This is a genomic window from Caulobacter sp. GW821-FHT11A05, assembly GCF_058809015.1.
This window is the reverse complement of sequence record NZ_JBXASF010000017.1, coordinates 1-13,881: the sequence shown is the minus strand read 5'-3', so window position 1 is coordinate 13,881 and position 13,881 is coordinate 1. Positions and strand designations below refer to the sequence as shown.

The 13,881-nt window shown below is 68.3% G+C and carries 13 protein-coding genes; 9 read left to right on the top strand and 4 right to left on the bottom strand.

All coding sequences use genetic code 11. The features are described from left to right. Positions 1-11: 11 nt before the first annotated feature. The 7 genes from AC1RSK_RS20310 (at position 12) to AC1RSK_RS20280 (ending at position 7,513) form a co-directional block, all read left to right on the top strand. Positions 12-467, top strand: a complete 456-nt coding sequence (locus tag AC1RSK_RS20310) for a hypothetical protein (protein ID WP_492909506.1) — start codon at positions 12-14, stop codon at positions 465-467. Positions 468-472: 5 nt separating this feature from the next. After that, positions 473-1,219, top strand: a complete 747-nt coding sequence (locus AC1RSK_RS20305; protein WP_492909505.1) for a hypothetical protein — start codon at positions 473-475, stop codon at positions 1,217-1,219. Between the two features lie 77 nt (positions 1,220-1,296). Then, on the top strand, positions 1,297-3,354 hold the full coding sequence (parE, locus tag AC1RSK_RS20300) for a DNA topoisomerase IV subunit B (RefSeq protein ID WP_492909504.1): 2,058 nt from the start codon (positions 1,297-1,299) through the stop codon (positions 3,352-3,354). A 169-nt stretch (positions 3,355-3,523) separates the two neighbouring features. After that, positions 3,524-3,973: an endonuclease domain-containing protein gene (locus tag AC1RSK_RS20295; RefSeq protein ID WP_492909503.1), complete on the top strand. Its 450-nt coding sequence runs from the start codon at positions 3,524-3,526 to the stop codon at positions 3,971-3,973. Positions 3,974-4,168: 195 nt separating this feature from the next. After that, on the top strand, positions 4,169-4,945 hold the full coding sequence (gene otsB, locus AC1RSK_RS20290; protein WP_492909502.1) for a trehalose-phosphatase: 777 nt from the start codon (positions 4,169-4,171) through the stop codon (positions 4,943-4,945). Next, positions 4,942-6,360, top strand: coding sequence for an alpha,alpha-trehalose-phosphate synthase (UDP-forming) (locus tag AC1RSK_RS20285; protein ID WP_492909501.1), 1,419 nt, complete (start codon positions 4,942-4,944; stop codon positions 6,358-6,360). The genes otsB and AC1RSK_RS20285 overlap by 4 nt, the downstream gene beginning before the upstream one ends. A 439-nt stretch (positions 6,361-6,799) precedes the next feature. Beyond that, positions 6,800-7,513 (top strand): sterol desaturase family protein, encoded by a 714-nt coding sequence (locus AC1RSK_RS20280; protein ID WP_492909500.1) that lies wholly within the window; start codon positions 6,800-6,802, stop codon positions 7,511-7,513. On the opposite strand, the gene AC1RSK_RS20275 is transcribed toward AC1RSK_RS20280, so the two are convergent. Next, the gene (locus tag AC1RSK_RS20275) at positions 7,482-7,844 is read right to left on the bottom strand and encodes a hypothetical protein (protein ID WP_492909499.1); all 363 of its coding nucleotides are present in this window, start codon (positions 7,842-7,844) and stop codon (positions 7,482-7,484) included. The two genes, AC1RSK_RS20280 and AC1RSK_RS20275, sit on opposite strands and share 32 nt — an antisense overlap. Positions 7,845-7,927: 83 nt before the next feature. After that, complete coding sequence (locus AC1RSK_RS20270; RefSeq protein ID WP_492909498.1) at positions 7,928-8,287, bottom strand: hypothetical protein; 360 nt, start codon at positions 8,285-8,287, stop codon at positions 7,928-7,930. 178 nt (positions 8,288-8,465) lie between these two features. Here AC1RSK_RS20270 and AC1RSK_RS20265 point away from each other — a divergent pair, with 178 nt between their 5' ends. Next, positions 8,466-10,211, top strand: a complete 1,746-nt coding sequence (locus AC1RSK_RS20265) for a DEAD/DEAH box helicase (RefSeq protein WP_492909497.1) — start codon at positions 8,466-8,468, stop codon at positions 10,209-10,211. Between the two features lie 229 nt (positions 10,212-10,440). Here the strand turns inward: AC1RSK_RS20265 and AC1RSK_RS20260 are convergent, their stop codons facing one another. Next, on the bottom strand, positions 10,441-10,779 hold the full coding sequence (locus AC1RSK_RS20260; RefSeq protein WP_492909496.1) for a hypothetical protein: 339 nt from the start codon (positions 10,777-10,779) through the stop codon (positions 10,441-10,443). 133 nt (positions 10,780-10,912) lie between these two features. Continuing rightward, positions 10,913-12,343: a coniferyl aldehyde dehydrogenase gene (locus tag AC1RSK_RS20255; protein ID WP_492909495.1), complete on the bottom strand. Its 1,431-nt coding sequence runs from the start codon at positions 12,341-12,343 to the stop codon at positions 10,913-10,915. Between the two features lie 190 nt (positions 12,344-12,533). Between AC1RSK_RS20255 and AC1RSK_RS20250 the strand changes: the two genes are divergently transcribed. Further along, positions 12,534-13,592 (top strand): GGDEF domain-containing protein, encoded by a 1,059-nt coding sequence (locus tag AC1RSK_RS20250; protein ID WP_492909494.1) that lies wholly within the window; start codon positions 12,534-12,536, stop codon positions 13,590-13,592. The last annotated feature ends 289 nt before the right edge of the window (positions 13,593-13,881 follow it).

Below are 13,881 nucleotides of genomic sequence, written 5' to 3'. Positions count from 1 at the left end.
GACACCCGCCGATGAAACTCCTGCCGCTGGCCGCGCTCGCCGTGGCCCTGGTCGCCGCTCCGGCAATGGCCCAGGACACGCCGACCTCCAGGACCTTCAAGGCCAATCCGGACGAGGCCTGGTCGCGGGTCGTCCGCTACTTCGCGGTGATGGGGGTGACGCCATCCGGCCTGGACCGCGAGGGCCATACGCTGATGGCCTCGGGCAAGACCGAGGAGGGCAAATGGACCGACTGCCCGCACATGCGCGGCGTCCTGCGGGGGCTCACCTACAAGGTCTCGGTCGTCGTCGACAAGACGGCCACCGGCGGCTCGGCGGTCACCGTTCTTATGAGCGGTGAAGGCGAGTCGGCCCGACGGCGCCGCTTCCTCGTCATCCCGACCGGCATCCGGCGCACGCCGCTGACCTGCCCCTCGACCGGGACCTTTGAAAAGGGCCTGTTCGACTACCTGTCGGGGCTCGAATAGGCGCCATGCGCCTTCGCCAGATCGCCCTGGTCGGCGCCGACCTCGCCGCCTGTTCCGCCGACATCGAGGCGGTGCTAGGCGTCGCCAATCCCTATGACGACCCCGGCGTTGGCCACTACGGCCTGCGCAACGGGGTCTGGGCCGTCGGCCAGACCTTCCTGGAAGTGGTCTCGCCCAGGCAGCCCGGCACGACGGCCGGCCGGCTGATCGAAAAGCGCGGCGGCGACGGCGGCTACATGGTCATCCTGCAGGTCCGCGACCTGGCCGCCGCCCGCAGATGCGCCGCCGAGGCCGGCGCCCGCGTCGTCGAACAGATCGACCGCGAGGGCGTCGCCGCCACCCACTACCACCCGCGCGATGTCGGCGGCGCCATTCTCTCCCTCGACTGGATGGACCCGTGGGAGCGTTGGGAATGGGGCGGCCAGGGCTGGGAGGCCAACGCCCGCCCCGGTCAGGCCATCATCGGCGCCGAATTGCAGGCAGAGGACCCGGCCGCCATGGCGGCGCGCTGGGGCGAGGTCCTGGGACTGCCCACTCACCGGGACGGCGCGGTCTGGCGGATTGCCCTGGAAGGCGGGGAAATCCGCTTCGTTCCCCTTCGCAATGTGCGCGGCGAAGGCCTCGTCGGCTTCGACGTCACCCTCCCCAACCCTGCCTTCGCCCGCAAGAAGGCCAAACACCGGGGCCTGACGGACATCGCGGGTGAAGTCGTCCTGTGCGGAACGCGGGTTTACCTGAAGGCGGCGACCTGAATCGCCGCGACATCGTTGCGCGCGGCGTCATGTCAGCCCATTAGTCCCCTCCCGAATCGCCTAGACTCCCCAGCGTAATGTCCAAGCCAGAGCCGCTCCCCTCCCTCTTCGACGATGCCCTGAACCCGCCGGCCGCCCCGCCGCTGGCGAACCCGCACGAGCCGGTGCCCAAGGCGCAGCCGAAGCCCGCCCTGTCCAAGCCTTCCGGCGACTACAACGCCAGCAGCATCGAGGTCCTCGAAGGCCTCGAGCCGGTCCGCATGCGGCCGGGCATGTACATCGGCGGCACCGACGAGCGGGCCCTGCATCACCTGTTCGCCGAGGTGCTCGACAACAGCATGGACGAGGCCGTCGCCGGCCACGCAAAGCTGATCGAGGTCAGCCTCGACGCCGAGGGCGCCCTGACCGTCCGCGACGATGGCCGCGGCATCCCGATCGACCCCCACCCCAAATATCCGGGCAAGTCGGCGCTGGAAGTCATCATGACCGTCCTGCACTCGGGCGGGAAATTCTCCGGCAAGGCCTATGAGACCTCCGGCGGCCTGCACGGGGTCGGGGTCTCGGTGGTCAACGCCCTGTCGGAGCGGGTCGAGGTCACCGTCTGGAAGGACGGCTTCGAGCACCGCCAGGTGTTCTCGCGCGGCAAGCCGCTGGGCAAGCTCGAGCAGATCGCCCCCAGCCGCAAACGCGGCACGGCCATCAAGTTCACTCCCGACCCGGTGATCTTCGGCGAAGGCGTCGCCTTCAAGCCGGCCCGGCTCTACCGCATGGCCCGGTCGAAGGCCTACCTGTTCCGCGGCGTGACCATCAAATGGTCCTGCGACCCCAGCCGCATCCAGGACAAGACGCTCCCGGAAGCCACCTTCCACTTCCCCAACGGCCTGGCCGACTTCCTGGCCGAGCGCACGCAGGGCATCAACACCGTCACCCCCGAGGCCTTCACCGGCCGCATCGAGCGCACCGGCGAGGCCGGGGCGGTCGAGTGGGCGGTGACCTGGACGCCGCAGGGCTTTGGCGAGGCCGACGGCTTCGTGCAGAGCTACTGCAACACCGTGCCGACCCCCGAGGGCGGCACCCATGAGAGCGGCTTCCGCGCCGCCCTGACCCGGGGCCTCAAGGCCTACGGCGAACTGGCCGGCGAGAAGCGGGCCGGCATCATCACCGCCGACGACGTCATCGCCAACGCCGGCGCCCTGATCAGCGTCTTCATCAGGAACCCCGAGTTCCAGGGCCAGACCAAGGAGCGGCTCAGCTCCTCGGACGCCCAGAAGCTGGTCGAGACCGCCCTGCGCGATCCCTTCGACCACTGGCTGACCGCCTCGCCCAAGGTCGCCCGCGCCCTGCTCGATTTCGTCATCGAGCGGGCCGAGGAGCGCCTCAAGCGCCGCAAGGACCGCGACGTCGCCCGCGCCAGCGCCACCCGCAAGCTGCGCCTGCCCGGCAAGCTGGCCGACTGCTCCGGCGAGGCGGCGGGGGGCAGCGAGATCTTCCTGGTCGAGGGCGACAGCGCCGGCGGCAGCGCCAAACAGGCCCGCAACCGCAAGAACCAGGCCATCCTGCCCCTGCGCGGCAAGATCCTCAACGTCGCCTCGGCGACCGGCGAGAAGCTGACGCAGAACAAGGAACTGTCGGACCTGCTGCTGGCCCTCGGCGTCCAGACCGGCTCGAAGTTCAAGGAAGAGGACCTGCGCTACGACCGCGTGATCATCATGACCGACGCCGACGTCGACGGCGCCCACATCGCCTCCCTGCTGATCACCTTCTTCTACCGCACCATGCCGCAGATGATCCGCTCCGGCGCCCTGTATCTCGCCTTGCCGCCGCTCTACCGCATCACCCACGGCGGCAAGTCGACCTACGCCCGCGACGACGTCCACAAGGACGAGCTGATGGCGACCGAGTTCAAGGGCAAGAAGCCGGAGATCAGCCGCTTCAAGGGCCTGGGCGAGATGATGGCCAGCCAGCTGAAGGAAACCACCATGGACCCGGCCACCCGCACCCTGGCGCGGGTGACTCTCCCCAAGTCCGAGGACCTGGTCGAGGAGCTGGTCGAGAACCTGATGGGCCGCAAGCCCGAGGCCCGCTTCCGCTTCATCCAGGAGAACGCCGAGTTCGCCGGCGAACTGGATATCTAGATCGGCCAAGAAAGACCAAGCCGCCGTGAGAGTTCCCTTCTCCGTCGGCGGTGGGAGAAGGTGGCCCGAAGGGCCGGATGAGGGGTCGAAGACTCTCCAAGCCGCTCTCGACGATTCCGCGTTCACCGGCGGCCAAGATTGATCTTGCGCACCGAACAGAGTTCCTGTTTTGTTCGCGTTCGAGATGGCTGAACTCAAACGCGCTCTGGTCCGCCGCATGCGGCACGCCCCCACCTTCCACGAGGAGCTCCTCTGGAAGCTCCTCCGAAACCGACGCCTTGAGCATCTGAAGTTCCGGCGTCAGGTCCCGCTGGGCCGCTACGTCGCTGACTTCGTCTGCCTCCGCCACCGCCTGGTCGTCGAGGCCGACGGCCCGTTCCACGATCCGGAGAGGGACGCCGTTCGTGACGCCTGGCTAAGGTCCGATGGCTTTCGGGTGCTCAGGTTTCCAAACGGCGTCGTGTCCAATCGACCCGACGACGTCGTTGCGGCCATCCTGCAAGCCGTCGCCCTTCCCACCACCGATGACTTCGACGCACCGACGGACCGCTACGCGATCAACACCGGCGCGCCCCTGCCGCCAGCCTACCTGCCAACCGAACCGCCGGAACGCAGCTGACCCGGTCATCGACCCCTCATCCGGCGCTTCGCGCCACCTTCTCCCACAAGGGGAGAAGGGAGCCCCGAGGCGAAACCTTCTCACTCACAATCCCTCTACCCGGGAGCCAAACACCCCCTCCCCGCGTTCATACCCTTAAGTTGAGCGGAGGCCCGCAGGGTCCCCGCGCCTGTACCTGGGGCTGACGGTAGACCGATGACCACCCTTGCCGACGAGCGCCTGGAAGTCCCCTTCCAGACCCCGCCGAGTCTAGACCTCGCCGCCACATCCCTGTTCCTCGACCTCGACGGGACCCTGGCCGACATCGCCGAAACGCCAGGCGAGGTCGGTCCCGCCCCGCGCCGCACCCAGGTGCTGCGAGCCCTTTCCCGCGCCCTGAACGGCCGCCTCGCCGTGCTCAGCGGCCGCGAGATCAGTGAAGTCGACCGCATCCTTGAAGGCGCCGTCGCCAGCGTCGCCGGCCTGCACGGCCTCGACCGCCGCGGCGCTGACGGCCGCCTGACCACCACCCCGCCGCATCCGGCGCTGGACGACGCCCGCGAATGCCTGGCCCGGCTGGCCAAGGCCGACCGCGGCCTGTTGCTGGAGGACAAGGGGACCAGCATCGCCCTGCACTACCGCCTGCGCCCCGAGGCCGGCGCCGCCGTCATCGACTGCGCCCGCCGCCTCGCCCGCCAGACCGGCCTCAGCCTGCAGGAAGGCCATATGGTCGCCGAGCTGCGCACGCCCGGCCCCGACAAGGGCGAGGCGCTGGAGGCCTTCATGGCTGAGCCCCCCTTCCTGGCCGGCAAGCCGATCATGATCGGCGACGACCTCACCGACGAGGACGCCTTCGCCGCCGCCGTGGCGCTGGGCGGCGAGGCCATCCTGATCGGCCAGCCGCGCCGCAGCCGCTCGCGCTGGCGGCTGGAGGACCCCAGCGCCCTCCTCGCCTGGCTTGAAACCTGCCTTAAGACGCCGGTGACCGCATGAGCCGGCTGATCGTCGTCTCCAATCGGGTGGGCCTGTCGCGCGATGTCGGCGGCGGCGCCGTCGGCGGGCTCTCCGCCGCCATCACGGCGGCGTTGCGCCAGAACCAGGGCGTCTGGTTCGGTTGGAGCGGCGAAACAACCCCGGTCCACACCGGCCAGCTGTCCCTCGACCGCATCGGCGACGTCACCGTCGCCAAGATCGATCTCGAGCCGCAGGACGTCGAGGACTACTACAACGGCTATTCCAACAACACGCTCTGGCCGCTGTTCCACAACCGGCTGGACCTGACCAACTTCAGCCGCGCCTACGCCGCCGGCTACGCCCGGGTGAACCGCCGCTTCGCCGAGGCGCTGCGCGCCCTGATCGCGCCCGGCGACACCATCTGGATCCACGACTACCACCTGATCCCGCTGGCGGCGGAGCTGCGCAGGCTGGGCTTCACCAACCGGATGGGCTTCTTCCTGCACATCCCCTGGCCGGCCCGGCAGCTGTTCACCACCCTGCCCGGTCACGAGAAACTGGTCGCCCAGCTGTTCGACTACGACCTCATCGGCTTCCACACCGCAGAATGGCTGTCGGCCTTCACCGGCTATCTGCACAACGAACGCGGCGTCGAGGTCGGCGAGGATGGCGTCGTCGAGGCCTTCGGCCGCAAGACCCGCCTGGGCGTCTTCCCGATCGGTATCCACACTGCCGACTTCGCCACCGAGAACGCCTCCGAGGCCTCGGTCGAGGCCCAGAAACGCACCGAAAAGAGCCTGGCCGGCCGCCAGATGATCCTCGGCGTCGACCGCCTCGACTACAGCAAGGGCCTGGAGGAGCGCTTCCTGGCCTACGAGCAGTATCTGGAGGACCACCCGGAGGCCCGGGAAAAGGTCTTCATGCTGCAAATCGCCACCCTCAGCCGCGACAGCGTCGAGGCTTACCAGGACATCCGCAACCGGCTCGACGCCATCGCCGGCCATATCAACGGCCAGTACGGCTCTCTCGACTGGGTGCCCCTGCGCTACGTCAACTCCGGCTATCGCCAGGACGAGCTGGCCGGCATCTACCGCGCCGCCCGCGCCGCCCTGATCACCCCCCTGCGCGACGGGATGAACCTGGTCGCCAAGGAATATGTCGCCGCCCAGGACCCGGCCGACCCCGGCGTCTTGATCCTGTCGCGCTTCGCCGGCGCCGCCGCCCAGATGAAGGCGGCCCTGATCGTCAATCCCTACGACCGCGACGAGATGGCCGAGGCCATCCACCGGGCCCTGACCATGGACCTGACCGAGCGCATGCTGCGCTGGCGCGAACTGAAGGAGGGGCTCGACTCCGAGAACCTCGACCACTGGTGGCAGGGCTTCCTGGAAGCCCTGGCCGAACGCCCCAAACCCAGCCCCCGCATGGTTCGCGTCGGCGGCACGGCGCGCTAAACCCCACCCATCCCTGTCATCCTTCGGTCGCCCGCAGGGCGATCCGGAGGACCCACCCATAAGCTTGGCAGCTGGCGTTGAGAGGGTTGCTCGAACAGCGACGCCGCCCTTCCGACTCCAGCCGCTTCGGCGGTTAGATGAATATGTCTAGACATATTCATCGTCAGTTCGCCCGTCCCCGACGCCCGTTCACACCCGCTGCCGACAGGACTGCCGATACAGGGTGGTTTCCGGGTGGTCCCTCGCGGCTAAGAACACGGTCGAAAGACGCCCCCCGATAGGTCGTTCGCAGACCTCAGGGTGGTCATATCCGCTTGTTTTTTATAACGTTTTATCCGCGCCCGGTTCGGCCGAATATGCTACAATCGCTTCGACAGCGCAAAACCACCCTGCCGCCCCGGGCCCGCTCCTGACCAGCTTCCTGATCACCTTCGCCGCCATGACCGCCATCATCGCGGCCCGCTACCTGCTGACCTCCGGCCTGATCTACGGCCTAGTCCTGCGCCGTCCCGACCGGCCGGTTCCGCCGCCGGGCGCCGTGCGCCACGAGATCCTGCTGTCGCTGGCCTCCTCGGCCGTCTACGCCCTGCCCGCCGCCTATGTCGTCGAGCAGTGGAAAGCCGGCCACACCCTCATCTACAGCGACTGGAGCGCCTACCCGCTCTGGTGGGTCCCGCTCTCGGCGCTAGTCTATCTGCTGATCCAGGACACCCACTACTATTGGGTCCACCGGCTGATGCATCACCGGCGCATGTTCCGCTGGTTCCACGCCGGCCACCACCGCAGCCATGCGCCGACCGCCTGGGCCAGCTTCGCCTTCGACCTGACCGAGGCGGCGCTGGTCGCCTGGGTGCTGCCCCTGCTGACCTTCCTGATCCCGATCCATGTCGGGGTGGTGCTGTTCCTGCTGATCGCCATGACGGCGACGGCGACGCTCAACCACTGCGGCGTCGAAATCCTGCCCCAAAGCTTCGTGCGTGGCCCCATCGGCGGCTGGCTGATCACCGCCACCCACCACGGCATGCATCACAGGCGGATGCTGACCAACTTCGGCCTGCACTTCCGGATTTGGGACCGGCTGATGGGGACGGACGTCATGCCCGACGCCGCCCCCGCCTCAGCTACGGACGGCCCTCGACGATCGTCAGGGTGATCGGCGCGTCGCCGTAGCCGACGCCGGTCCAGGTGTCGCCCACCTTCTTGTCGACCGTCGGGGCGCAGGCGGCGGGCATCGGCGCCGGAGCGGTCTGCGTGAAGCAGGTCTGGGCCCCATCGATCTTCCAGGTCCCGCCGCTGGCCGAACCATCGGGGGCCGTGCCGGTGTAGGTGCCGTCGGCATTGATGTAGACCTTCACCTTGGCGTCGCCAGGATAGGTGACGACCACCGTGTTGCCGTAGGTCCCGGCCATCGGATCAGCCAGGGCCGGGCTCGCCAAGGCGGCCAGGGCCAGGGCGGCGATCGCCGCCTTCGCCAGAATGTTCATGTATTTCGCTCCCACCATTGATTAGCCCCCTCGGGGCGGGCGGACCCTAGCGGAGAGCGGGCGACTCGTTAACCACCGTTCTTTCAGCCACGGCCCGCCACCAGCCGGTTCCTGAGCGGCTCGCCCTTCGGGCTCTTGCTGGACCAGCTCATCCCGACCCTGCCGGCCGGGACCTTGGAACAGAAGGTCAGCGGAATGCCGGCCGGCCGGGTCTGTTTCAGGCAGACCTTGCCGCCCTTCAGCGTCCAACGGCCCCAGGTGTGCTTGCCGTTGGTGCGCCGGCCCTCATAGGTGCCGTCGCGCTTCAGCCACAGCCGGGTCGAGCGGCCGCTGGGATAGGTCGAGACGATGGTGTTGCCGAAAGCGGCCTCGACGGGCGAGGCGGCGGAGGCCTGGGCAAGCGGAAACAGGGCGAGCGATGTCGCCAGGATGAGAGACTTCATCATCGCCCAGTAACGCGCCAGTTCAGCTTTGGTTGACTTGATCAAGTCTGCCGCAAATCGAGGTTTGAATTGACTTTGCGGGGATAACGCCTATCTAGGCCGGCATTCGGGACAGGTCTGGCGAATCCGCGCCGCCCGCTCGCCCAGCCTGGGCGGTTTCGAATTCAGCAAAGTGATAATGACCGAATTTTCCCAATTGGGGCTGTCGCCCCTCACCCTCCAGGCGGTGGCTGACACCGGCTACACCGTCGCCACGCCGATCCAGGAACAGGCCATCCCCGTCGCCCTCGCGGGCCGCGATGTCCTCGGCATCGCCCAGACCGGCACCGGCAAGACCGCCGCCTTCACCCTGCCGATGATCGACAAACTGGCGGCCGGCCGCACCAAGGCCCGCATGCCGCGCGGCCTGGTCATCTGCCCGACCCGCGAGCTGGCCGACCAGGTCGCCCTCAGCTTCGAGAAGTACAGCAAGGGCCAGAAGCTCAGCTGGGCCCTGCTGATCGGCGGCGTTTCGTTCGGCGACCAGGAGATGAAGCTGGACCGCGGCGTCGACGTGCTGATCGCCACGCCCGGCCGCCTGCTCGACCATTTCGAGCGCGGCAAGCTCCTGATGACCGGCGTCCAGACGCTGGTCGTCGACGAAGCCGACCGCATGCTCGACATGGGCTTCATCCCGGACATCGAGCGCATCTTCAAGATGACCCCGCCGAAGAAGCAGACCCTGTTCTTCAGCGCCACCATGCCGCCGGAAATCACCCGGCTGACCAAACAGTTCCTGAAAGACCCGATCCGCATCGAGGTCGCCCGCCCGGCCACCACCGCCGAGACCATCACCCAGCACATCGTGCGGGTGCCGATCGTCTCGCCGGGCGCCAAGCGGATGGCGCTGCGGTCGCTGGTCGAGCGCGCCGACGTGCGCAACGGCATCGTCTTCTGCAACCGCAAGAGCGAAGTCGACATCGTCGCCAAGTCGCTGACCGTCCACGGCCATGACGCCGCCCCGATCCACGGCGACCTCGACCAGTCGACCCGCACCAAGACGCTGGAGCGCTTCCGCAAGGGCGAGCTCAAGCTGCTGGTCGCCTCCGACGTCGCCGCCCGCGGCCTCGACATCCCGGATGTCAGCCACGTCTTCAACTACGACGTCCCGCACCACGCCGACGACTACGTCCACCGCATCGGCCGCACCGGCCGGGCCGGCAAGCTGGGCGAGACCTACATGATCGTCACCCCGGCCGACGACCGCAACCTCGACAAGGTCCTCAAGCTGATCGGCAAGGCGCCGGCCGAGGTCGTGCTCGACCTCGACTGGAACAGCGCCAAGGAAAAGGACCAGCGCCGCAAGGAACTGGACCGCGAGCGCGGCCCGCGCGGCGGCGCCCGCCCCGAGCGCAAGCGCGAGTTCAGCCGCGGCCGTCCGGAGTCGGAAACCTCGACCGTCGGCATGGACGCCATCACCGCGCCCGAGCCCCGTCCTGAGCGGGCGCCCCGCTCCGAGCGCGCCCCGCGCGCCGAGCGTCCCGAACGCGCCAGCACGGACGCCATCGTCCAGGCTGAAGCGCCCGAAGCCGCGCCCGTCGAACGCGAGGCCCGCGAAGAGCGTCCCCGCCGTGAGCGCGGCGGCCGTGGCCGTGACCGCAAGCCCCGCGACGAGGCGCCCCGCGAGGCGGCGCCGACTGAGGTCCGCGAGGACCGCCCGGCCCGTGACGAGCGCCCCGCCCGTGAAGACCGTCCCGCGCGTGAAGAACGGGCCGACCGCGACGAGCGCTCGGCCCGTCCCGAACGCCGTCCGGACCCGGTGCGCGGCGTCCGCGCCCCGACCCCGCGCGACGACGACGACCGCCGCGTCGTCGGCTTCGGCAACGAACTCCCCGCCTTCCTGGCCCGCCCGGTCCCGACCGTGGCGCCGTCCAAGGACGACTAGAGGGACTGTCGCAGAGCGTGGGGACTGGATCGCCGCGCAGGTGCGGCGCCGTTGGCGCCTAGGTGTCTGGTGCGGCGTTCCTGTCCCCGATCGGCGCTGATCGGGGACAGGAACGCCGCACCAGTCGTTTGAGCGCGATGATCTCCGCTCCTGCGCGGCGATCCAGTCCCCAAAGCAAAACGCCCGCCGGCTTGATGCCGGCGGGCGTTTCGACGTTCAGACCTGAAGCCTAATACCCCAGCGTCTTGTCGCAGGCCTTGGCTTCGTTGACCAAGGCGTCGCGGCCCTGGCCTTCCAGCTTGTCGGCTTCGGCCGACTGGATCGCCGCCGGGTTGGTGCCCTTGGGCAGATCGCGGCGAGCGGCCAACGCCAGGGCGGTGCGTTCGCGGTTACGGTCGAAGCTCTTGACGAGGGCCTTGTCGCCGCCGCCCTGCTCGACCGCGCTGGCGGCCGCTTCATAGACGGCAAGGCACCGGGCCTGGGCCCGGAAGTCGACACTGCCCTGGGCCTGAACCGAGAAGCCGGTCAGGGTCGCCAGGATAAGCCCGCCCAGGATGGGGGCGCGCATGAGCATTCTCCGTTTCGAGTCGCATCGGTGCGACCCCTACAATGTAGGTAGGAATAGCGGCGCTGGAAGGGCGGGATGTTGCGGCTCTATGTCCCGGCGGCCAGGCGCGGATATTCAGGCCTGGTTCAGCCAGCTACCGGGTGATCTGGCCGGCCAGCATCTTGCGGATCGCCGCCCCGTACGGCGGCCGCATCGCCACCAGCGGGCCGATGTCCTTCTTCAGCTGGGTGTAGATGGCCTTGCGGTGGCTGAACTCCCTAAAACCGTCGTGGCCGTGGTAGCTGCCCATGCCCGAGGGTCCGACGCCGCCGAACGGCAGCTCCTCCTGGGCCACGTGCATGACCACGTCGTTGATGGTCACCCCGCCGCTGGTGGTGGTTTCCAGCACCTTGGTCTTCTCCGCCTCGTCCGTGCCGAACCAGTAGAGGCCGAGCGGCCGGTCGTGGGCGTTGATGTAGCCGGTGGCCTCTTCGAGGGTCTTGTAGGTCTTCACCGGCAGCACCGGCCCGAAGATCTCTTCCTGCATGACCTTCATGTCGTCGGTCGGGTTGAGGATCAGGGTCGGGGCGATCTTGCGATGCTCCTGCTGGGTCAGGTCCTCGCCGTCCGGCTTGATCTCGACGATCTCGGCCCCCTTGGACCGCGCATCGTCGATGTAGCCCATGATCCGGTCATAGTGCCGCTGGGCGACCACGGCGGTGTAGTCGGGATTGTCCTTGATGGTCGGAAACAGCTTTGTCACCGCCGCCTTCGCCTGGGTGACGAACTCGCCGACGCTCTCTTCCGGCGTCAGCACATAGTCCGGCGCCAGGCAGATCTGGCCGGCGTTCAGCGTCTTGCCGTTCATCACCCGGGCGGCGGTCAGGGCCATGTCGGCGCTGCGCGAGATGATCACCGGGCTCTTGCCGCCCAGCTCCAGGGTCAGCGGCACCAGGTTGGCGGCGGCGGCCCGCATCACATGCCGCGCCACGCTGGTCGCGCCGGTGAAGATCATGTGGTCGAAGGCCAACTCCGAGAAGGCCTGGCCGATCTCCGGGCCGCCGGTGACCACGGCGATCTCCTCCTCCGAGAAGACCTTGCCGAACATGGTCTTCATCAGCTCGGAGGTGGCCGGGGTGAACTCGGACGGCTTGATCATCGCCCGGTTGCCCGCCGCCAGGATGCCGGCCAGCGGCGCGAAGGTCAGGTTGACCGGGAAGTTCCACGGGCTGATCACGCCCACCACGCCCTTGGGCTGGAACACCACCTCGGCCTTGGCCCCGAACAGGCCGAGGATGGCCGGGCTGGTCTTGCGCTTTTCGCCCTTCATCCATTTGCGCAGATTGTCGCGGGCATGCTTCAGCGGGCCGATGGAGCCGGCGATGTCGGTCAGCTGCGTCGCCTCGCGGGAGCGGTTGCCGAAATCCTCGTTGAGGGCGTCCTCGATGGCCTTGGCATGGTCGACCAGCAGGCCGATGCAGCGGTCGATCCGCTCGATCCGCTGCTCGGCCGTCGGGGCCCCGTCGCGCAGGTGGGCGGCCTTTTGGCGGGCGAGAATATCCTGCATGGCGGCGGCGTCGGTCATGGTTGCCCTCCCAGGCGGCCGGTTGCCCCGGCTCAGGTGATCGTTGATCAGAATGGCGGGGGATGTCGCCCCCTGCAAGCAAACAAGGTTCAGGGCCTTTAACCTGCCGTTTGGCGTTACCCACTAGTGTCACCGGACTGAAACATGCGCATCCGCCGAAAGCGGCTGCGTTTCGGGGGAAGACGACGCGATGTCCGGCGATTTTGAACAAACCCTGCGGGGGCCTCAGGCCTACAAGATCACCCGCAAGGCCATCGATATGATGGAACGCCACAACATCTGGCCGACACCGCTCAACTTCGAGCTCTGGTCGCATTTCGTCGCCGAGCCGAACGGCGCCCTGGCCAAGGAACTGACCCGCCTGATCGCCTCTGGCGAGCCGATGACCGAGACGATCAGCGAGGAACTGGCCGCCGCCTATCTGGCCAAGGCCAAGCTGAACGAACAGATTCGCGACGCCGGGGACCAGCTGACCAAGGAACTGGCCGCCGTCGCCAAGGCCATCCAGACCGCCCAGAAGTCGACCGCCGCCTATGGCGAGACCCTGTCTTCGGCCAGCGAGGGCCTGGGCGCGGCCCCCGACGCCGGCGCCATCAAGCAGATGGTCCAGACCCTGGCCAGCGCCACCGAGCGCGTCCAGAAGCAGAACGACACCCTCGAGAAGAAGCTGTCGGACTCGACCACCGAGGTCGCCCGCCTGCGCGAACACCTGGAGCAGGTGCGCCGCGACGCCACCACCGATGGCCTGACCAACCTGGCGAACCGCAAGGCCTTCGACGACGAACTGGCCCGCGCCTGCGCCGACGCCGACGAACAGGGCGGCGCCCTGACCCTGGCCGTGCTGGACATCGACCATTTCAAGAACTTCAACGACACCTGGGGCCACCAGACCGGCGATCAGGTGATCCGCTTCGTCGCCAGCGTCATCGGCCGGGTCGGCGCCACGCCGCGCTTCGCCGCCCGCTACGGCGGCGAGGAGTTCGCCATGATCTTCCCCGGCGAGGACGCCGCGGTGGTCGAGGCCTGCCTGGAAGAGATCCGCGACGAGGTCGCCTCGCGCATGCTCAAGCGCCGCTCGACCAACGAGGACCTGGGCACCGTCACCGTGTCGGCCGGCCTGGCCACCCGCAGGGCCGGCGAGACCGGCGTCTGCACCATGGATCGCGCCGACGCGGCCCTCTACATCTCCAAGCGCGCCGGGCGGAACCGGGTGACGAACGGCGAGAAGGTGACTTCGGTCGCCGCCTGACCGGGTCACCCCACGGCCTCCTCCCATACACCCCGTCATCCTAGGCCTTGTGCCTAGGATCCCGGGCTCAGCTGCCGCAAGCCTCTGCCTTGGAGGCGCGGCCGCGCCTCCACGCATCCGTGAGTGCGGTCGACAGCGGGATCCTAGGCACAAGTGTTCAGCCCGGGGACATGCCTGACAGGTGTTCGGGGACATAGCTGACACATCATTTGCTGGATTGGCTCTTGAGGAGGGCGGTCCATGCCTTGGATGGAGGTGTCGGCCATGGAGCAGCGGCGCGAGTTTGTGC